General features: G+C 55.8%; 14 protein-coding genes and 1 pseudogene. 14 read left to right on the top strand and 1 reads right to left on the bottom strand.

Annotated elements, in window-relative coordinates; all coding sequences use genetic code 11:
* The first annotated feature begins 347 nt into the window (after positions 1-347).
* From ACZZ0Q_RS08515 to ACZZ0Q_RS08495, 5 genes are all read left to right on the top strand, one after another.
* Positions 348-1,208: a hypothetical protein gene (locus ACZZ0Q_RS08515; protein WP_463560467.1), complete on the top strand. Its 861-nt coding sequence runs from the start codon at positions 348-350 to the stop codon at positions 1,206-1,208.
* An 85-nt stretch (positions 1,209-1,293) separates the two neighbouring features.
* Positions 1,294-1,803: a sigma-70 family RNA polymerase sigma factor gene (locus ACZZ0Q_RS08510; RefSeq protein ID WP_463539351.1), complete on the top strand. Its 510-nt coding sequence runs from the start codon at positions 1,294-1,296 to the stop codon at positions 1,801-1,803.
* Positions 1,800-2,783 (top strand): FecR domain-containing protein, encoded by a 984-nt coding sequence (locus ACZZ0Q_RS08505; RefSeq protein WP_463539352.1) that lies wholly within the window; start codon positions 1,800-1,802, stop codon positions 2,781-2,783. Before ACZZ0Q_RS08510 ends, ACZZ0Q_RS08505 begins: the two co-directional genes overlap by 4 nt.
* 102 nt (positions 2,784-2,885) lie before the next feature.
* Positions 2,886-5,243, top strand: coding sequence for a TonB-dependent siderophore receptor (locus ACZZ0Q_RS08500; RefSeq protein ID WP_463539353.1), 2,358 nt, complete (start codon positions 2,886-2,888; stop codon positions 5,241-5,243).
* Positions 5,240-6,085: an alpha/beta hydrolase gene (locus tag ACZZ0Q_RS08495; RefSeq protein WP_463539354.1), complete on the top strand. Its 846-nt coding sequence runs from the start codon at positions 5,240-5,242 to the stop codon at positions 6,083-6,085. The genes ACZZ0Q_RS08500 and ACZZ0Q_RS08495 overlap by 4 nt, the downstream gene beginning before the upstream one ends.
* Before the next feature lie 261 nt (positions 6,086-6,346).
* Here the strand turns inward: ACZZ0Q_RS08495 and ACZZ0Q_RS08490 are convergent, their stop codons facing one another.
* Complete coding sequence (locus tag ACZZ0Q_RS08490) at positions 6,347-6,598, bottom strand: DUF3077 domain-containing protein (RefSeq protein WP_463539355.1); 252 nt, start codon at positions 6,596-6,598, stop codon at positions 6,347-6,349.
* Between the two features lie 734 nt (positions 6,599-7,332).
* Here ACZZ0Q_RS08490 and ACZZ0Q_RS08485 point away from each other — a divergent pair.
* The 9 genes and pseudogenes from ACZZ0Q_RS08485 to ACZZ0Q_RS08445 all read left to right on the top strand — a co-directional run bounded on the left by ACZZ0Q_RS08485 (position 7,333) and on the right by ACZZ0Q_RS08445 (position 20,855).
* Positions 7,333-8,910, top strand: a complete 1,578-nt coding sequence (locus tag ACZZ0Q_RS08485) for a DUF6531 domain-containing protein (RefSeq protein WP_463560465.1) — start codon at positions 7,333-7,335, stop codon at positions 8,908-8,910.
* 7 nt (positions 8,911-8,917) lie between these two features.
* Positions 8,918-10,474 carry a DUF6531 domain-containing protein gene (locus ACZZ0Q_RS08480; protein ID WP_463539358.1) on the top strand — a complete coding sequence of 519 codons (1,557 nt, stop codon included), beginning with the start codon at positions 8,918-8,920 and terminating at the stop codon, positions 10,472-10,474.
* Between the two features lie 15 nt (positions 10,475-10,489).
* Positions 10,490-13,303 carry an RHS repeat-associated core domain-containing protein gene (locus tag ACZZ0Q_RS08475; RefSeq protein ID WP_463539359.1) on the top strand — a complete coding sequence of 938 codons (2,814 nt, stop codon included), beginning with the start codon at positions 10,490-10,492 and terminating at the stop codon, positions 13,301-13,303.
* Positions 13,304-13,310: 7 nt separating this feature from the next.
* Positions 13,311-13,877 (top strand): hypothetical protein, encoded by a 567-nt coding sequence (locus ACZZ0Q_RS08470; protein WP_463539360.1) that lies wholly within the window; start codon positions 13,311-13,313, stop codon positions 13,875-13,877.
* Between the two features lie 479 nt (positions 13,878-14,356).
* Positions 14,357-15,499, top strand: a complete 1,143-nt coding sequence (locus ACZZ0Q_RS08465) for an RHS repeat domain-containing protein (protein ID WP_463560463.1) — start codon at positions 14,357-14,359, stop codon at positions 15,497-15,499.
* Positions 15,465-15,908, top strand: coding sequence for a hypothetical protein (locus tag ACZZ0Q_RS08460; RefSeq protein WP_463539361.1), 444 nt, complete (start codon positions 15,465-15,467; stop codon positions 15,906-15,908). The genes ACZZ0Q_RS08465 and ACZZ0Q_RS08460 overlap by 35 nt, the downstream gene beginning before the upstream one ends.
* Positions 15,909-15,996: 88 nt before the next feature.
* A pseudogene (locus tag ACZZ0Q_RS08455) lies at positions 15,997-16,080 on the top strand (RHS repeat-associated core domain-containing protein); the annotation flags it as partial.
* Between the two features lie 389 nt (positions 16,081-16,469).
* Positions 16,470-18,056, top strand: a complete 1,587-nt coding sequence (locus tag ACZZ0Q_RS08450; protein ID WP_463560461.1) for a DUF6531 domain-containing protein — start codon at positions 16,470-16,472, stop codon at positions 18,054-18,056.
* 15 nt (positions 18,057-18,071) lie between these two features.
* The gene (locus ACZZ0Q_RS08445) at positions 18,072-20,855 is read left to right on the top strand and encodes an RHS repeat-associated core domain-containing protein (RefSeq protein ID WP_463560459.1); all 2,784 of its coding nucleotides are present in this window, start codon (positions 18,072-18,074) and stop codon (positions 20,853-20,855) included.
* The last annotated feature ends 5 nt before the right edge of the window (positions 20,856-20,860 follow it).

Below are 20,860 nucleotides of genomic sequence, written 5' to 3'. Positions count from 1 at the left end.
GGGTTGGTTGCTGGGAGGGAATTTGCGCGGGTCGTGGAGATCGGCGATCGACTCACAATACTGGATCCCCGCGTTCGCGAGGATGACGGATGTTTTTGCCCCTTTCATCCGTCGGACCTGACGAAAAACGCTGAAAAGTTCTCCGTCATCCCCGCGAAGGCGGGGATCCAGAATCTTTCAGGAGACGCAGATAACTCCGCGAGCCTCGATCCCAATCGTCGAACCACCGCCTTCAAGGGAGAGAACGGAAAACTCAATAAAACCTACGTCATTCTCGCAAAGGCGAAGCCCCATCCCCGCCCACGCTGCTACGCTACGCCCACCTAGGCCACCGCCCGTTCCCCTATATGCCCAACCCCCTAGCCCACTTCCACACCCCAAACCCCACCCTACCCCCTCGCGACACCGCGCCCATGCTCCCGGAAGAACACGCCCGGGCTCAGGAATGCGCCGCCAGCGAACGCTTCAGTTGGCTCACCGTCTGCGTAGCGCCGCTGTGCTTCGGCCCGATACTGCCGTTCCTCGCCTACATCGTCGGCCTGTTGCTCTACCGCACCCTGTTCGACGCACGTCTAGACATCGACCACCTCCTCGCCACGACTTACGTCTGGCTAGTGCCGGCCACCCTGCTCTTCACCGCCGCTTGGGTGCTGCTCAACATCCGCCACGCCAAGCGCGACGCGACCAAACGGTACTGGCGAACCTTGCCCGAGCGCGGCGAGGTTGAACTGGAGCGCCACACGTTAGTGACCGCCACCAATGTGTGGTCCAACGCCTACGACCCTGACTGCAACACCCTTAGCATCTGGAACGGCGAGCGCCTGGAAGACGCCTACGACAGCGGCATCACCCAATGGCTGCTCGCAACCACAACCGCGGGCCGCTGGCTGGTGCTAAAAAAACACTACCCCGGCACCTTCACCTACGCCCGCGAAGCCAAACAGCCGGCGCCTGAACAGCACCTGCAAGCCAGTGCTCAAGTCGCTATCGCCTTCGCCCCCAGAACCAACCTGACCCTCGGCCAACGCTTGGAGGGCGCGCCCATTCCTGTGCAAAACACCCCCTACTGGCTGAGCACCGACGAGCTTCAGCGTCTTACCGAAGCAGCACACCACTGGGCCTTCGCGCCGCCCGATCAGTACGGCGTTGTTAATGCGCAAGACGCCGCGTGGCTGCAGCAACTGGTCGACAAGGCAAAAGCTACCTAACCACGCGCCCCGTCCGCCGCAGTTGCAAATTAGCCAGCAGTTGTCGAAAATGCGAAACATTGCTAATTACTAACCGTGTGCATTTGTGCCAGACCTGCGCGTCGCCTCTCAAGACCCCTTCCATACCCTGTACGCGGAAAACCACCGCTGGTTACAGAGCTGGTTGCTGCGTCGTCTGGGCTCGCACGCCGATGCCGCCGACCTGGCGCAAGACACCTTCGTGCGCACCCTCAAATCTCAGCAAGCCGCGGTCATCGACGAGCCGCGCGCCTTCCTCTGCGTGGTTGCCAAGCGAGTGCTCTGCTCGTTCTGGCGCCGCAATGAGTTAGAACGCGCCTACCTCGAAGCGCTGGCCAGCCTGCCGGAAACCGTGGTGCCGTCGGAAGAAGATTTCGCCTTGCTGCGCGAAGCCGTGGCGGTGATCGACGCCATGCTTAATGACTTGCCGAGCAAAGTGCGCCACGCCTTTCTGCTCAATCGCCTCGACGGCATGACCCACCCGCAAATCGCCGAGCAACTGGGCGTTTCGCTGGCCACCGTGGAGCGCTGGATCAAGCGGGCCGTTACCCAGTGCTATTTGGCGACTTTGTCGTGACGCCGTCGCACCCGAGCCTGACGCCGGCTATTAAGGCTGCCATCGACTGGCTGGTATTTCTCGACTCCGGTCGCGCCAATGCCAACGATCAAGCCGCCTTCAACGCCTGGCTAACCGCCGATAACGCCCACCGCCGCGCCTGGGAAACCATCAGCGGCGCGGTGCAGGCGCCGTTCAATCAGCTCGCCGACGTGCAGCGGCAACTGCCCGGCAGCGCGCCGGTTGCCGCCCGCGTGTTGCGCAGCTCGGGCATTTCCCATGAGCGGCGGCGCCTGCTGCGCGGCGGCACAGCATTGCTACTGCTGGCCGGCTTGCCTGGGGTGCTGGCGTTGCAGCGGCGCATGCCGTTGGAAGGCTTGTTCAGCGATTTTTATACCGGCACCGCCGAGCGCAAACAGCTGCGCCTCGACGACGGCAGCACGCTCACGCTTAACGCCCGCAGCGCCGCCAACGTGTTGTTCAGCACCCGCACGCGGCAGGTCACACTGAAGCAAGGCGAGCTGAGCATTCAGGCATTGGCCGACCCGCTGCGGCCCTTCGAAGTAATCACCGCCCAGGGCCGCATCAGCACCCTCGCCTCGCGCTTTGTGGTGCGTCAGCTGCCTGAGCAAACCCTGGTCAGCGTGCAAGAAAATAGCGTGCAGGTATTCGATCAGCACGGGCATCAGGCTGTAATCAGCGCCGGCCAAAGCGTGCTGTTCAGCGCCAACCAAACCCTCGCCGCCATGCCCAGCCGCGCCCGCAACGACGCCTGGCTCGATGGCCGACTGGACATCGACGACGAATCCCTCGGCGCCGTGGTCGACGCCCTGCGGCCCTACCGCTACGGGCTGCTGCGCGTTTCACCGGAAGCGGCGAGCCTTCGCGTATTCGGCGTGTTTGCCCTGGACGACAGCGACCGCACCCTGCAATCGCTCGCCCAGGTGCTGCCCATCACCGTCGTGCAATACGGCCCGGTCAGCTTGATCGACCTGGCCTGACGCGCGCCTGCTGAAAATAAATTCAAATCGCGTGAGGGGTTTTTCGAACTCGCGCGACAGAGGAGGAAGTTCCCACTCTCTCCTGCAAGGAAAGTCTCTGCCATGCGTTCTTCCTCACCCCGCGCCGCGCGTTTGGCCATGGCCGTTGCCCTGGCATTTTCTGGCGGCGTCATCGCCCTGGGTTCAGCCGTCGCCCATGCCGACCAAACGCTGCAACGCTACGACCTGGCCGCCATGCCGCTGGACCAAGCCCTGCGCCAAATCGCTCGGCAAAGCGGTCGTACCATCGTCGCCGACCCAGCCCTGGTGCGCGGTCGCAGCAGCGCTGCGGTACAGGGTGAATTCAGTGCCGAGGCCGCGGCCCAGCAGGCACTTAGCGGCAGCGGGTTGGCATTGCGCATCACCGACAACGGCACCTTCACCGTTGAACAAGTGGCCAGCGGCGAAGCCTTGCAACTGAACCCCACCAGCATCGACGCCAGCGCCATGCAAAGCGCCTTCGCCCCGGTGCCCGGCTACTTCGCCAGCAACGCCAGCAGTGCGACGAAAACCGACAAACCCATTCTCGAAACCGCACAGGCCATCAGCGTGGTTACCGCCGAGCAGATCGCCGACCGCAAAGTCGACCGCGTGGAAGATGCCGTGGCCTACAGCGCCGGCGTGCGCGTGGGCAGCTCCGGCCTGGACCCGCGCTTCGACATGATCAGCGTGCGCGGTTTTGAAACCACTCAATCGGCCGACTTCCTCGACGGCCTGCGCCAGCCCGGCAGCGGCTGGCTGTCGCTGTACTCCACCGAAGCCTACAACCTGGAGCGCATCGAAGTGCTCAAGGGCCCGGCGTCCGTTTTGTACGGGCAAATCAGCCCCGGCGGCATGGTCAACCGCGTGAGCAAACGCCCGAGCCTTGAGGCGAAAAACCAAGTTGAAATTCAGGACGGCAACTACAACCACCGCCAAGGCCAGTTCGACATCGGCGGCAAACTCGACGACGACGGCGACGTGCTGTTCCGCACCGTGGGCGTGTACCGCGACGCCGAATATTCCATCGAGCAGATGAACAACGACACCCGCCTGATCGCGCCGTCGCTCACCTGGCAAATCGACCCCGACACCAGCTTGACCCTGCTCGCTCAGTACCAGGAACGGGAAACAGCCGCCTCGCCGATGCTCTACCAGGACGGCGACCACCTCACCGACTTCTGGCAGGGCGACGAATATTTCGACAAGCTCGAACAGCGCCAATGGACTATCGGCTACGAATTCGAACACGCCTTCAACGACACCTTCAGCCTTCAACAAAACCTGCGCTACGGCCAGGTGGACACCACCAACCAGTACCTGCAACCCACTGGCCTGGTTGGCGGCCGCACGCTGGAGCGCTACGCCGTTGGCGTGTACGAAGACATGGAATCGCTCTCCACCGACACCCGCCTCATCAGCCGCTTCGCCACGGGCGAGGTGCAACACACGCTGATCACCGGCGTCGACTACGCCTGGATCGACACCTCGCTGCTGTACGCCTCCGGCCCCGGCCCGTCGATTGACCTGTACTCGCCGGACTACCACCAGCCCGTGTCCACACCGACCTCGCCGATCGTCGACCAGGACGGCCTGATCCACCGCGCCGGCGCCTACATCAACGACCAGTTGGAAATCGGCAATTGGCGCCTCTCCGCCGGGCTGCGCCGCGATTGGGTGCACACGCGCAACAACGGCAACCTGCCCGGCAACGAAAACCGCAAAGACAGCGACGCCGCCACCACCGGCCAACTGGGCGTGCTGTACCTGTTCGACAACGGGCTGGCGCCCTACGCGAGTTACGCCGAGTCGTTCCAGCCGTCCACCGACACCCAAGCCAATGGCGAGCCGTTTGCGCCCACCGAAGGCAAGCAATACGAAGTGGGCCTGAAATACCAACCGCCCGGCACCACGACGATGCTCACCGCCTCGCTGTACCACCTCACCCAACAAAACGTCGTGAGCCGCGATGCCGTAGACCCACTCAAGAGCACGCAAACCGGCGAACAAGTTTCGCGCGGCCTGGAACTGGAAGCCGTCACCGACCTGACCGAGCGCCTGAGCCTGAACGCCAGCTACAGCTTCAACGACCCGGAAATCACCAAAAGCATCGCCGGCGACGAAGGCAACGAACCCAAAGACGTGCCTCGCCACCTCGCCTCGCTGTGGCTCGACTACAGCCTGCCCTTCGGCCTGGGCTTTGGCGCAGGCGCGCGCTATACCGGCAGCACCTACGGCGACAACATGAACACCAGCAAAAACGAGGACTACACCTTGTTCGACGCTGGCGTGCACTACGACTTCGGCGGCGGCCTGGACGGCGTGCGCCTGGCCCTGAACTCGCGCAACCTCACCGACCGCCGCTACATCAACTGCCAAGACGGCTACTGCTACCGCGGCGAAGCGCGCAGCGTCGTCACCAGCCTGAGCTACAGCTGGTGAGCCGCCTGAACGCGCTGCGTAGCGCCGTATTGCTAGTCGCCGCGTTGCTACTTGGCAGCGCCATGGCCGAGCCGGTAACCCTCGACGGCACCGAGCAATGGGCAATGAAAAGCGCCGAGGGCCGCGACTACCGCATCATGATCAGCTTGCCGGAGGGCGATGTGCCCTACACCGGTGGCTATCCGGTGATTTACGTGGTCGACGGCAACGCCTTTTTCCCCGCCTTCCATGCCGCCAAGCGCGCCCAAGACCGCATGAAAAGCGCCATCATCGTCGCCATCGGCTACCCCAGCACCACACCGTACGACTTCAACCGCCGCGCCTTCGACCTCTCGCCACCGCAACCGGCCGACCGCAACGACCCACCCCAAGGCGGCCAGGACCTGTTTCTCGACTTCATCGAAAAACGCCTGATGCCCAAAGTGAGCGAGCGCTTCAAAGTCGACCAAGACCAACGCAGTCTGGTCGGCTGGTCATTCGGCGGCATGTTCGGCATCTACACCCTCTTCACCCGCCCGCACCTGTTCCAACACACCGTGGCCGTGAGCCCAAGCCTGTGGTGGCGCGACCGCTTTCTGCTCGAGCCCGAACGCGCCTTCACCCAACGCGCCCACGACGGCAAAGTAAACCTCACCCACAGCAGCCTGACCCTGCTCGTCGGCGACCGCGAAATGCCCCAGGAACTGCAAGACGCCCGCGCCCTGCAACGGCGCCTCGAAGCGCTGTCGCAATACGGGCTGCGTAGCGACTTCCACGTTGAAAGCGGCGAAGACCATATGTCCATGCCGTTTCGGGTGGTGACGCGGGTGTTGGAAGAGTTGCTGACGACGCGGCGGTATTAAGTACAGGCGGTTCGCCGCCTTCGGCGGTGCGACGGAAGATTACGCAAACACCTCCGTCATTCCCGCGCAGGCGGTGGTCCGACAATTCGGAATCCAGAATCTCGGATCGGTGCGCGATTGGTATGCACCCCACCACCCTGGCTCACCCGCCTGCGCAAACCAGACGCCAATCGACCACGCTGGCAATTCATAGCGCCAGCCAAATCCCAGCCACTAAAAAGGGGAACACCTCGTTCCCCTTCTTGCACGCAACGGCAAATCCTACGCCGCCCTTCTACCCTGGCAAGCCTTGGTCAGCGCCTTAGCCATTTCACTTAGGGTTTGCACGATGGCCGACTCCTGACTTCTGTCGATAAACGCATCGGCAGCCGACAGGCGTTGGACGTACAACATCAAATCCGCCGCACGCTCCAGCGCATTTTCAACCGGCACGCCGGCATTGACCGCGAACAGCGGAATGTCATCGAGATTGTCGAAGGGTTGGTGGGTGGTGACTTTTAAAGTGTCATTCATTAGTGAAGGTCCTTTTGTTCAAGAAACCCGCCACGACTCGTCGCCAAACGAATTGGGTGGCAGCTGTGCGCAGGTTGGCGAACCGGGGAACAAAAGGAACCCGGCATACCCGAAGGTATCCCGCGCACAGCCGCCATAACACGTATCAGCAGACACAAAAAAAGCGCTGCTGAATTATGGGAGCGCCTGTGCGCAATTGTTCCTTACGGATCGCCAAACCCGGTCGCTGAATTGGCAGCGACGGCGGGACTATAGAAGCCACTCCCCTACCCTGCAACGGGTTTTTAAAGCGAAGCTGCGTTGCAAGACATATCCCGCAGGGAATGCGTAAAGAGGGTGGCGAGATTTCTGTTGGTCGTTCACAGAATTGGCCGGGGGAGCTGGCGGAGCGTGGACAACGGGAGGGGGGTTCAGTAGTGTCCGCGGGGGCATCTGGCCGGTGTCTAAAATCGCCGGTAACAACGGAACGTGTTCGACGTGGAAATGGAGTATTCAATGACGCGTTTTTCTCTTCATATGCTCTTCCTAGCTCAGATCGAAAAGCGAAAAGGGACAGATTTATTAAACCACTCTAAATTAGAGCCGAATAATAAATCTGTCCTCCTTTCTCCCTTGAAGCCATCTGAGGTTTTATAAACCACTTTATAAATTGAATCACATAAATCATGCTTAAAAATTGCTAAATCGTAATACCGACATTCCCTTCTGCCAAGTTGATGCATAGAGAGATAATTGTGAAATTTCGATTTGATGCAAAACATGTTTTTCTCTTGTTTTTATCTATGCTCGGAGGATCTGAGGTTAGGGGCGCCCCATTTACATGGTATTGGGATGCTAACAATTTGGATCATAAACCGCATGCTAAGCATGCAACGCCTGCGGCAGCATGCGAAAATTTCCTCGAATATTTGAATATTGCTGGCGGTAATTATGAAGCAAAATTCCAATATCTAGCAAATGCTACGGAGAGAGGAATTCCTCAATATGAATGCCATGCTCAGTCATTTGAAAAATCCTCGGGGATGTATGTTGGGCATGGCGGCAGGCGGATATTTCGAGAAGGCGAAACCTGTCCCGAAGGGCAATTATTGAACGCTGAAATTCATTACTGCCAGGATCCAACCGTATCTAATGAGGTAAAGCAAAAGGGCAACCCACAAGGCGTTCAGGCCTGTGCAGCTTTAGAAACAAATCCAGATAACGCAGGCGGGCTGCTTATTAACTCCGCAATAGGAAACACATATCGGACTGAAACCGATTACTCTGGAATTGGAGTTTCGCCCGTTTCATTTATTCGTCATTACAATAGCGATAACGGTCTATGGAATCACACCTACTCAACCCATATTGTCTTTGATCCCCCTAGTGCTACGCTGGTGGAGGCAAGTGGCAAACAATCAACATTTTCCATGATAGGCGGCGTGGCCGTCGCGGAGCATGATCGACTGGGATTTTTAAAAAAAATAGGCGCCACCTGGGTATATACCTCGCCGAGCAATGATACTCAGACATTCGATGGCGAAGGCAAACTCATCGCCACGGAGAATCTACATGGACTTACACAGACTCTCATCTATGGCCCGACAGAACCGGTCACAAAAGTCACCGTAACTGACAATCTCGGGAACAATCTCTGGTTTACCCAAGACTCCAATTTCCGACCCGGAGAAATGCACACAGCTAGTTTTGATGTAATTTACAACTATAACAGCAGTGGTCAGCTTTATCGGGCTGATCGCACTCGCAATGGTGAATCTGAAAGTCGCACTTATCTATACGAAGACGCCGGCAAGCCGAACACCCTTACAGGCATCATTGATGAACGCGGCATCCGTACTTCTACTTGGGACTATGATGATCGAAATAGGGTTACCTCTAGCGAACAAGCCGGCGGCATTGGGAGAGTTGCGATCACCTATAACGTCGATGGTTCCTCCACCGTCACCAATGAACTTGGCAAAAAAACCACCTACCGCTACCAAGTGATTCAGGGCGTCAAACACATCACTGCGATCGAAGGCGAACCCACCTCCAACTGCCCCTCCAGCAACTCTACCTTCACCTACAACGACCGCGGCCAAGTCCTCACCCAAACCGACGCCAAAGGCTTCATCACCACTTACACCTACAACGACCGAGGCCTCGAAACCACACGCACCGAAGCCACCGGTACACCGCAAGCCCGCACCACCACAACCACCTGGCACCCAACCTTCTTCTTACCGCTAACCGTGACCGAAGGCGGTCAGGTAACTACCTATGGTTACGACACGCAAGGCCGGAAAATTAGCCAAAGCGTGAATTCGAGATGATTATGGAATGATCAAAAAAATGAACGTCTCAACTTTTACAATCAAATCTGCGTTTGGCAGGAATTTCTCGAAAGCGCTGATAATCTTTATTTTGCACTTACCAAATGGCGCCTTCGCTACAGAATACTATTGGTACATACCGGCCTATGGACACGACTTGCATTTCTCTTCACTGGTAGAGGCCTGTAAATATGAGGTAAAAAAATCACAAAATCGGCCGTATCAAGGCTTTTATGGAATTTACGATAGCGTCTCCCCCTATGACGAGTATATGGGTTTGGCACGCTGCAATTACACTGGCTATTCCCCAGACGGTCAATATTGGGCCTCCTATAATGATGCAGTTTTTCGGAACGGCAACTCCTGCTTGCCAGGTGCTAGCTACAAACCAGAGACGGGAGAATGCGTTGGTCCTCTAGCTGGCAAACAGAAAGGTCAGCTAGCGACGGAGGCGTGTAAAACAGGAAGCTCGCTGGTGAATCCTGCTATAGGAAGTATTTTCCAAGAAGAATACGATTATAAGATCCCCGGATTAGCTGTTTTTGGGTTCTCCAGAGCTTACAACAACTTAGATGGAAACTGGAGACATAACTATTCTACGCATTTGCGAGTTCTGAGCGACGGAGTAACGGTCGTCAGATCGGACGGCCGTGAAGTTTTCTATCATCTTAACGGCAGCAGCCAAGAGGACGTTGGCAGCTTAAAAGGCACGCCTGAAGGGTGGGAATACGCTACGAAAAACAACCAAAAAATGAGTTTTGACCAGAACGGTCAATTGTTAAAAATAGCTGATCCTCTAGGTGGTGTACAAACGCTGTCTTACTCCGAACCCTCACCGTCACAACAACGTATTATTACGGTGACGGACTCGATGAATAACGAGCTAAAGTTTAGGGAAGATAGCACCCACCAGCCTTTAAGCATGACAGCAGGCGCAACTACTATTAACTATACGTATAGCATTTATCGGCGTCTGCAAAGCGTATCTAAAACTCAAGATACTCAAACAGAAACTCGCTTTTACCATTATGAAGATCCGAACAACGGTGATCTACTAACCGGAATAACTGATCAGCGGGGCGTTCGCTATAGGAGTTGGTCTTATGACGGTCAAGACCGGGCGATCTCGAGCGAGGGTCCAGGAGGCGCAGGAAAAGAGTTGATTAGCTACAACCCGGACGGCAGTTCGACCGTTACTAATGAACTTGGGAAGAAAACGGTGTACCAGTTCCAGGTTATCCAAGGCGTTAAGCGCATCGTTTCGATCGAAGGCGAACCCTCCCCCAACTGCCCCGCCAGCAACTCCACCTTCACCTACAACGACCGCGGCCAAGTCCTCACCCAAACCGATGCCAAAGGCTTCATCACCACGTACACCTACAACGACCGAGGCCTCGAAACTTCCCGAACCGAAGCCACCGGCACACCCCAAGCCCGAACCACCACAACCACCTGGCACCCAACCTTCTTTTTGCCGCTAACCGTCACCGAAGGCGGCCAAGTCACCAGCTACACCTACGACGCGCAAGGTCGCCAAACCAGCCGCACGCAGAGTGCGCTTTAAGCCAAGGACGGACTTATGAATAACCGTTTTTCCCGCGCGAGCCTGCTTTCGCTCGCCCTCAGTAGTGCCCTGTTTGGTGGCCAGGTTCAGGCTGTAGAACGTAGCGTTTCCTACACCTATAACGCGCTCGGTCTGGTGGAAACCATCGACGGTCCGCGCACCGATGTGTCGGACGTAACCACTTACGCCTACGACGCCCAAGGCCATCTCACCTCCGTCACCAATGCCCTTGGCCAAGTCACCTCGCTGGGCAACTTCGACGTTCTGGGTAATCCGCAAGCCATCACCGATGCCAACGGCGTGGTCAGCACCCTCGCCTACACCCCACAAGGCTGGCTCGCCTCGGTAACCCGTGGCGGCTTTACCACCACCTACGCCTACAACGCCGTTGGTGACATCACGCAACTCACCCAAGGCGACGGCAGTTCTCTGACCTACACCTGGGACGATGCGCGCCGATTGGTTGCCGTGACCAACAACCTCGGCGACAAGGTGGAATACGACCTCGACGCCATGGGCAATCGCACTGCCCAACGCCTGAAAGATGCCAGCAACAACCTCACCCAACAGCACCAGTGGGTGTACGACGAGCTTGGTCGCTTGCTGCGCTCAGTCGGCGCCGCGGGTCAGAACAGTCGTCAGCAATACGACCTGAACGACAACCCAACCCTCAGCACCAACCCGCTAAACAACAGCAACAACAAAGCCTACGACGCCCTCAATCGTCTGGTGCAAAACACCGACCCATTGAACGGCGTAACCGGCTATGAATACGACGCCCAAGACAACCTCACCAAAGTGCAAGACCCGCGCGGCGTCACCACGCAATACCGCTACGACGGTCTGGGCAACCTCACCCAGCAAATCAGCCCCGACAGCGGAACCAGCACGTTCGAGCACGACGCCGCTGGCAACATCACCAAGAAAACCGACGCCCGTGGCGTGGTCACCACTTACACCTACGATGCCCTCAATCGCATCACTGCCAGGCGCTATCCAGCCAAGCCCGCGCTGGATGTGACCTACGCCTACGACATGACCGCCGAAGGCAACAAGGGCATCGGGCATTTAACGGCACTGCTGGATTCATCCGGCCTGATCGGTTTTATGTACGACGCGCGCGGCAACCTGGTCAGCCAGTCCCGCTCGGTGAAAGTGAACAACGTCGACCGCTTCGAAAACCTGGCCTACAGCTACGACGGTGCAAACCGGTTGGGCGGTATTGGTTATCCGGGGTTTGTGGTGACGTACCCGCGCAATGCGGCGGGCCAGGTAACAGGCGTTAGTTTGGCTATCGGCAGCCAGCCCGCCACCAGTATTGCCAGCAACATCAGCTATCTGCCGTTCGGGCCGTTGAAAAGTCTGACGTGGGGCAACGGCATTCAGCTAAGCCGCCAATACGACCAGGACTATCAACTGGCCCAGCAAAACATCGGTTCCTGGCAAAGCACCTACAGCTTCGATGCCAACGGCAACATCAAAGGCCATCAACACAGCCTGTTCGGCTCGCTCAACTACAGCTACGACGCCCTTGACCGTCTCACTGAAGAAAAAGCCGCCACCCAGCGTAAAACCTACAGCTACGACGCCACGGGCAACCGCCTGCAGCGCCTGAGCTACACCACCAACGCCTCAGGCGTGGAAAGCAAAACCGCCACCCAAACCCTGGTAACCGCCACCGACAGCAACCGCCTAAAAACCAGCAGCGGCGCTGCCATTACTCTGGATGCCGCCGGCAATACGCTTCAACAAAGCACCAGCCGCGTGCACGTGTACGACGAACAAGGTCGACTCAGCCAAGTACTCAACCCCACCGCCCTGTACGCCGACTTCACCTACAACGCCCTCGGCCAACGCACCAGCCGCCGCGCATTCCTCGGCAGCGCGTTGGACCAAACCATGACCTACCTCTACGGCGCCGACGGCCAACTGTTAGGCCAGGTTCGCTACAACAACCTCGGTAAAAAAGCCCTGGCGCAATACTGGATCTGGCTAGACGGCATGCCCCTGGCTGGCTTGGAATTCAGATACGACACCAACGGCGCAGTCGCCAGCACCAACACCTATTACCTGCACCCCGACCACCTCAACACACCCCGCTTGGCCACCAACCAGGCGCAAGTGCTGCAATGGAGCTGGAACAGCGATGCCTTTGGCGTGGGTGCACCGAATGGTGATGTGGATGGCAATGGCGTAGTACTGGATATCCCGCTGCGCTTTCCAGGGCAGATGTTTGAGGCGTATAGCGCGCTGAACTACAACTACTTTAGGGATTACGACCCGAATACTGGGCGATACGTGCAGAGTGATCCGATTGGGCTTGAGGGTGGGTTGAATACGTATGGGTATGTGGAAGGTAACCCAATAGTTTATTCCGATCCTTACGGCCTCAGCGCTAACCTGTTCGACATTCCAACAGTTTGGTGGTTGCCAGAAATAGTTATTCCTGGGATCAGCAGCGGTGCGGCGGCGATTGGTTCTGGTCTCGCCTGTATGGTCTATTCAGAGAAGCTGGGAAATGGTGAATGCCCAACCGGAGGCTGTTATTACGCGAAAGACAGAACAGATAAGCCGAAAACCAAGGCCTCTAATTCCGACCCTGACGACATCGTAAGAACACCATCCACCCACCCGGACGATTTCGTTTCAGCAGGAAATGGAGACAAAAAGAACACATTAACTGGCGAGATATGGTCGCCAAGTAACACCAATCACTCCGGCTCAGAAGGTGGAGAATGGAAAGTAGGACCTAAACCCGGAGTACCACCGAAGCCAGGCAACAAAATAACTGTTTCGGCAGGCGGCAAAATTATAAAAGTTGACAAGTGAGCGCAAAATGGAAATTACCAAACAAGTAGATCTGAATAGCTACACCTGCTCCAAAGGATATTGTGGGTTCTTCGCATATAAAAACAAGAACATCAAAAGAGGAGCTAACATCGCGCTAAATTTCCTATGGTCTCATTTCGAAGACCAACTTTTCCCCGTTGAAATCTTTAGCTCCCTGTGGACGAGTTGCAACGATTCTGATCTAGAAATAAATTACGAATATTCATCCGATGAAATAAGGCAAATTTTATCTCCAGCGTTAACGTCTCTTCCGCCGTTTGTGCTAAGGAGAGACTGCGAACCTGAAACTTTCCAAAAAATCGCTCTGTCCCCCACGACGGAGAAAGGACTTTATGGGGCATGCTTTTCGGTAATGGCTTTAGGTGGGATTCGGGGCCATATTTTTATTCATTTGGAGCACAATGAAGTCTTACTCTATCCTCACGACGACGTTGGATTTGGTGTGATATCTACCACTCCAAACACAGACAGAGCTGTTAGCTTTCTTGAGTCTGTAGACTTATCAGAATTTGAAGTCACAATGAGACAAGCGAACAATAAAAATGAAGCTTGAACAGCTACATCTCAGTGCAAAAAAGGGGACGAATTTATTTAACCACCCTAAATACCTTCGGTTAATAAACCCACCCCTATTCCGCTGACAAAAAAGTAAATTTATCTGGATCGTTCTAACTCAGAGTCGCTAATTGATTTTCTTCTTCGCTCTTTAACAGTGCCAGCAACATCAGCTATCTGCCGTTCGGCCCGCTGAAAAGTCTGACGTGGGGCAACGGCATTCAGCTAAGCCGCCAATACGACCAGGACTATCAACTTGCCCAGCAAAACGTCGGCTCCTGGCAAAGCACCTACAGCTTCGATGCCAACGGCAACATCAAAGGCCATCAACACAGCCTGTTCGGCTCGCTCAACTACAGCTACGACGCCCTTGACCGTCTCACTGAAGAAAAAGCCGCCACCCAGCGCAAAACCTACAGCTACGACGCCACGGGCAACCGCCTTCAGCGCCTGGGCTACACCACCAACGCCTCAGGCGTGGAAAGCAAAACCGCCACCCAAACCCTGGTAACCGCCACCGACAGCAACCGCCTAAAAACCAGCAGCGGCGCTGCCATTACCCTCGATGCCGCCGGCAATACGCTTCAACAAAGCACCAGCCGCGTGCACGTGTACGACGAACAAGGCCGACTCAGCCAAGTACTCAACCCCACCGCCCTGTACGCCGACTTCACCTACAACGCCCTCGGCCAACGCACCAGCCGCCGCGCCTACCTCGGCAGCGCGCTGGACCAAACCATGACCTACCTCTACGGCGCCGACGGCCAGCTGTTAGGCCAGGTTCGCTACAACAACCTCGGCAAAAAAGCCCTGGCGCAATACTGGATCTGGCTAGACGGCATGCCCCTGGCTGGCTTGGAATTCAGATACGACACCAACGGCGCAGTCACCAGCACCAACACCTACTACCTGCACCCCGACCACCTCAACACCCCCCGCTTGGCCACCAACCAGGCGCAAGTGCTGCAATGGAGCTGGAACAGCGATGCTTTTGGCGTGGGCGCACCGAATGGTGATGTGGATGGCAATGGCGTAGTGCTGGATATCCCGCTGCGCTTTCCAGGGCAGATGTTTGAGGCGTATAGCGCGCTGAACTACAACTACTTTAGGGATTACGACCCGAACACGGGGCGGTATGTGCAGAGTGATCCGATTGGGCTAGAGGGAGGGTTGAATACGTATGGGTATGTAGAGGGGAATCCAATCGCCTTCACAGACAGATCCGGGTTGATATCATTCCGTTTGCCGCGATGGCTAATACCTGCACTGCCACGGCTTATCAGTATTCCTAAAATCCCCGGGATCATAGCGATTCCAGCTGGAGTTGGTGCTATATGCATGATGGTGCCGAACACGTCGCTCGCAAGCCCCGAACTGGATGATTGTGCAGGCGGATGTCAGCTTAAAACTCCAAATGAGGGCGAACCTGGATCAAAATACAAAAATCCGGGAAGCGGGCAGGAACGTTGGTATGGCGAGGACGGCAAGCCCGTTAAAGATATCGATTGGGATCATGATCATGGTCAGGGAGTTCCGCACGTACATGACTGGGGGCGCAAAGAAAATGGCGAACCGGAGCGAGGAAGTGGCCGCCCATTTAACCCGGACATTGATTCTTGATGAGCGCGAGAAAATGAATAATTCAATAGTAAAGAACTATCACGACTCGATTTTTCGATCGATTGAAGTGGTTTCTGAAAGTAGTTTGTCGCTTGTTTTTGAGCTCGTTAACGGTGAGATTGTTACATTGAGTGTTTTTGGTTGTGAGTTTTTTAGAATCGTGGACTTTATAGCAAAAAATATAGTTTCCAGATTGTATGTTCTTGATGATCAGACAGCCGCAGGCGTTGTCTCTGAAAAGCTTGTGTGGGCATCAAGTTTAGTTGACTCTTCGAGCTTTTTGCGGAGTGATAAACTACAAGAAATAGCGCTAAGAATTAAAAAGAAAGAGGTTTTTTTGCTAATTATTGAGCCGAGCTGGGGCGCAGAATTTGTGGCTCTTTTTAAGAGTGTTGAGGAGCTCCCGTAAGCGATATGGAAACTCCATAATTAAGGAGTAGCAGATTGAGATGCCCGACTCTTAAGAGATGCGGTATCTCAATTGTCGATTAGTTTCCAACTACTTTCGGGATTACGACCCGAATACGGGGCGATATGTGCAAAGTGACCCGATTGGGCTTGAGGGGGGGCTGAATACGTATGAGCAAAAAAGGGGACAGATTTATTAAACCACTCTAAATTAGAGCCGAATAATAAATCTGTCCCCTTTTCCCTTATATTTGTTGAAGACCGTCACAAAGTCTCGGCGGTTGGCTTGTGGGCGTCGATGCGATGATGGAAAACAGAGCGCTCTAGGATGGACATCTCAGTTACGGATGCGCTTTTTTATGATCAAGGATGATCTTCAGATGGCTTTTGGCCAATACCACCTTCAAGTTCTCGATAGTCCCCCCATGTCGGGACGTATCGAAGGCACGGCGATGGTTTTTAAAGACAACGAATAACCTCGTTTTGTACTTAGAACATCGTTCGTTTTTTAGAGAGTTTGAGTCGGAACTCTGGGCGTTTAATTTTTGCATATGGATTTGATATGAAACGACAAAACCAATTATTGGCTGGGCTTTTCGCTTTTATCAGCCTTGGCTATTGTTCAAGCGTCCTAGCGGCTCCGTATACCTGGTACTGGGACGGAAATTGGTCTGAGCCCCACGCAAAAAATGCCACTCCTGAGGTCGCATGCGATACTTTCTTGAAGTATATAAATGATCGTGGGACTGGTGGGGGGCTGTATGAATATAAGCTGCACTATTTAGTGAATGCTACAGAGGGAAATGTTCCGCAATACGAATGTCATTACCAAAGTTTTTCAACAAGTACCGGGCAGGCTGTTGGGCATGGCGGCACACGGATATTCAGAGAAGGAGATGAGTGCCCTTCAGGCACCAGCCTAAATCCTGCTAGTAAAACATGCCAAGACGACTCTATTTCTCAGGTTGAAAAGCAGCAGGGTAACCCGGATAACCCTCAGATATGTAATTCAACGGCCGCCAGTAATACCCCGACCAAACTCGTGAGTGACCCGATCAACTTCGCGATAGGCAATACATTCCAGGAAGAAACCGACTTTGCTCCCACGGGCGCCTCACCTATTTCTTTTACTCGCTACTACAACAGTGTCAGCGGTCTCTGGAGCCATACCTACTCCGCCCATTTAGAGATGGATGGATCCGCAGTTACGGTGGCGCGCGCCGATGGCAGCCAAGCAGCCTTTGTCGTTGCAAATAACGTCGGTGTGCCTAAGGGGGAAGAATTGGGTAAGTTGGTGCGATCTGGAGGTAACTGGCTTTACAAATCGCCAGCCAACCAAAGCCAGACGTTTGATAGCAGTGGTCGGTTAATCGCTATAACCAACTCTAACGGCAATACCCAGACACTCACCTACGGCACGGTAACAAGCGTCACTCCAGTAACTGTGACAGACAACCTCGGTAATGCCTTGGCATATTCTCAAGACAGTCAACTTCGCCCAGCGGAGCTGCATGCTGCCGGCCTCGATATTACATATGCGTATAACAGCGCCGGCCAGTTTTATCGACTCAACAGTGTTCGAAACGGCCAGACTGAAAGTCGCACTTATCACTATGAAGCAGCCGGTAAACCTAACCTGCTAACCGGCATTACTGATGAGCGCGGAGTACGCTCCGTGACTTGGGCTTACGACGATCAGGGTCGCGCTATATCCAGTGAAATGGCCAACGGCATTGGCAAGATTTACATCAGCTACGGAACCGACGGATCGTCGACTGTAACCAACGAGTTAAGCAAAAAAACGCTGTATCGCTATCAGGTAATCCGGGGAGTTAAATACATTGTGTCTGTTGTGGGGGAACCCTCCGCCAATTGCCCCGCCAGCAACGCTACCTTTACCTATAACGACCGCGGCCAAGTCCTCACCCAAACCGATGCCAAAGGCTTCATCACCACGTACACCTACAACGACCGAGGCCTCGAAACCACCCGCACCGAAGCCACCGGCACACCCCAAGCCCGCACCACCACAACCACCTGGCACCCAACGTTTTTTTTGCCGCTAACCGTCACCGAAGGCGGCCAAGTCACCACCTACACCTACGACGCACAAGGTCGCCAAACCAGCCGCACGCAAACTGCGCTTTAAGCCAAGGACGGACTTATGAATCACCTTTTTTCCCGCGCGAGCCTGCTTTCGCTTGCCCTCAGTAGTGCCCTGTTTGGCGGCCAGGTTCAGGCTGTAGAACGTAGCGTTTCCTACACCTATAACGCGCTCGGCCTGGTGGAAACCATCGACGGCCCCCGCACCGATGTGTCGGACGTAACCACTTACGCCTACGACGCCCAAGGCCATCTCACCTCAGTCACCAATGCCCTCGGCCACGTCACGTCGCTGAGCAACTTTGACGTTCTCGGTAGTCCGCAAACCATCACCGATGCCAACGGCGTGGTCAGCACCCTCGCCTATACGCCGCAAGGCTGGCTGAGCAGCGTGACCCGGAGCGGCTTTACCACCACCTACGCCTACAACGCCGTTGGTGACATCACGCAACTCACCCAAGGCGACGGCAGTTCTCTGACCTACACCTGGGACGATGCGCGCCGATTGGTTGCCGTGACCAACAACCTCGGCGACAAGGTGGAATACGACCTCGACGCCATGGGCAATCGCACTGCCCAACGCCTGAAAGATGCCAGCAACAACCTCACCCAACAGCACCAGTGGGTGTACGACGAGCTTGGTCGCTTGCTGCGCTCAGTCGGCGCCGCGGGTCAGAACAGTCGTCAGCAATACGACCTGAACGACAACCCAACCCTCAGCACCAACCCGCTAAACAACAGCAACAACAAAGCCTACGACGCCCTCAATCGTCTGGTGCAAAACACCGACCCATTGAACGGCGTAACCGGCTATGAATACGACGCCCAAGACAACCTCACCAAAGTGCAAGACCCGCGCGGCGTCACCACGCAATACCGCTACGACGGTCTGGGCAACCTCACCCAGCAAATCAGCCCCGACAGCGGAACCAGCACGTTCGAGCACGACGCCGCTGGCAACATCACCAAGAAAACCGACGCCCGTGGCGTGGTCACCACTTACACCTACGATGCCCTCAATCGCATCACTGCCAGGCGCTATCCAGCCAAGCCCGCGCTGGATGTGACCTACGCCTACGACATGACCGCCGAAGGCAACAAGGGCATCGGGCATTTAACGGCACTGCTGGATTCATCCGGCCTGATCGGCTTTATGTACGACGCACGCGGCAACTTGGTCAGCCAGTCCCGCTCGGTGAAAGTGAACAACGTCGACCGCTTCGAAAACCTGGCCTACAGCTACGACGGCGCGAACCGTTTGAGCGGCATTGGTTACCCGGGGTTTGTGGTGACGTACCCGCGCAATGCGGCGGGCCAGGTAACAGGCGTTAGTTTGGCTATCGGCAGCCAGCCCGCCACCAGTATTGCCAGCAACATCAGCTACATGCCGTTCGGGCCATTGAAAAGTCTGACATGGGGCAATGGCATTCAGTTGAGCAGAAATTACGACCTCGACTACCAGCTCACTCAGCAAGATGTGGGCGTTTGGCAAACCAAACTACCGTACGATGCAAACGGGAATATCACCCGCCGCGACCACACGTTCTTCGGGCCGATGCGGTTTGAGTACGACCCGCTTGATCGCCTAACGGTGGAGAAAACTGCTACAAACCGCCGCCTATACAGCTATGACGCCACCGGCAACCGCACCCAACGTCAAAGCCTCACCATTAACGCCAACGGCACCGAGACTCCAAACGGCACGCAAACATTAAGCATCTCGTCAGACAGCAACCGTTTGCAGCAACTGGACGCAACCACGGTCAACTTGGACGCGGCCGGTAATACACTTAAACAAAACACAACGCGCACCTACGTTTATGACGAACAAGGCCGCTTAACCCAAACCCTCAACCCCACCGTTGTATATGCAGACTACCGCTACAACGCCCTCGGCCAACGTACAGTTAAACGCGCCTACCTAAACGGAGCACTGGATTACACCGTCACCTTTCTTTACGGCGCAGACGGGCAACTGCTGGGGCAAGTGCGCTACAACAACCAAGGTAAAATTTCGCTCGCGCAGTACTGGATCTGGCTCGACGGAATGCCCTTGGCTGGACTCGAGTTTAGGTACAGCACCACCGGTGCGGTAACGAGCACTAGCCAGTATTACCTGCACAGCGACCACCTCAACGCTCCCCGTATGGCGACAAACCAAGCGCAAACGCTGTTGTGGACATGGAACAGCGACGTGTTTGGGGTGGGGTTGCCAAACAGCGACGCGGATGGTGATGGCATCCACCTGGATATCCCGCTGCGGTTACCAGGGCAGCAATACGACGGGCATAGTGCGCTGAATTACAACTACTTCAGGGATTACGACCCCAACACCGGGCGGTACGTGCAGAGTGATCCGATTGGGCTTGAGGGTGGGCTAAATAGTTACGGGTATGTAGACGGAAATCCGCTCAGTGCTTCCGATACTTACGGGCTGGCGGAAGACCGTATTCCCCTGCTTGATCCATTCGGGGGGGGAGCGAGCGCCAAAAACTGGTTTAAAAATGATGAGGCGGTAGGCGAACATTGTCCGCCAGAGTTTCGGTTACCTATTCCGCCGTTTCCTCGGATGTCTCCGGGAAGGGGGGCGCAGAACCCTAAAGTGGCGGCGGCGGCGGCACGCGGTAGGCAAATACATAAAGACTGGGAGTATGGGGATGGCTACATAAAGGAGCTTCGCTTGCCTAGCGGTAGGCGACCAGACGCAGTCAATATCGAGAAAAAAGAGATTGTCGAACTAAAGCCAAATAATCCGAGAGCGATTGAGCTCGGAAAAAAGCAGCTTGAACAATATCGGCGAGAGCTAGGCGAAGATTATAGTACTAGAGTCGTTACATACGATTAGGAGGG

The organism is Pseudomonas sp. AC070 (assembly GCF_979258635.1).
The sequence above is the reverse complement of the archived record's forward strand: the minus strand, read 5'-3'. Positions and strand labels throughout refer to the sequence as shown.

Bases quoted from the DNA above. Each gene is read 5' to 3' on its own strand.
- ACZZ0Q_RS08445 (WP_463560459.1), top strand. From the start codon at position 18,072: ATGAATCACCTTTTTTCCCGCGCGAGCCTGCTTTCGCTTGCCCTCAGT.
- ACZZ0Q_RS08450 (WP_463560461.1), top strand. From the start codon at position 16,470: ATGAAACGACAAAACCAATTATTGGCTGGGCTTTTCGCTTTTATCAGC.
- ACZZ0Q_RS08515 (WP_463560467.1), top strand. From the start codon at position 348: ATGCCCAACCCCCTAGCCCACTTCCACACCCCAAACCCCACCCTACCC.
- ACZZ0Q_RS08490 (WP_463539355.1), bottom strand. From the start codon at position 6,598: ATGAATGACACTTTAAAAGTCACCACCCACCAACCCTTCGACAATCTC.
- ACZZ0Q_RS08475 (WP_463539359.1), top strand. From the start codon at position 10,490: ATGAATAACCGTTTTTCCCGCGCGAGCCTGCTTTCGCTCGCCCTCAGT.
- ACZZ0Q_RS08470 (WP_463539360.1), top strand. From the start codon at position 13,311: ATGGAAATTACCAAACAAGTAGATCTGAATAGCTACACCTGCTCCAAA.
- ACZZ0Q_RS08480 (WP_463539358.1), top strand. From the start codon at position 8,918: ATGATCAAAAAAATGAACGTCTCAACTTTTACAATCAAATCTGCGTTT.
- ACZZ0Q_RS08500 (WP_463539353.1), top strand. From the start codon at position 2,886: ATGCGTTCTTCCTCACCCCGCGCCGCGCGTTTGGCCATGGCCGTTGCC.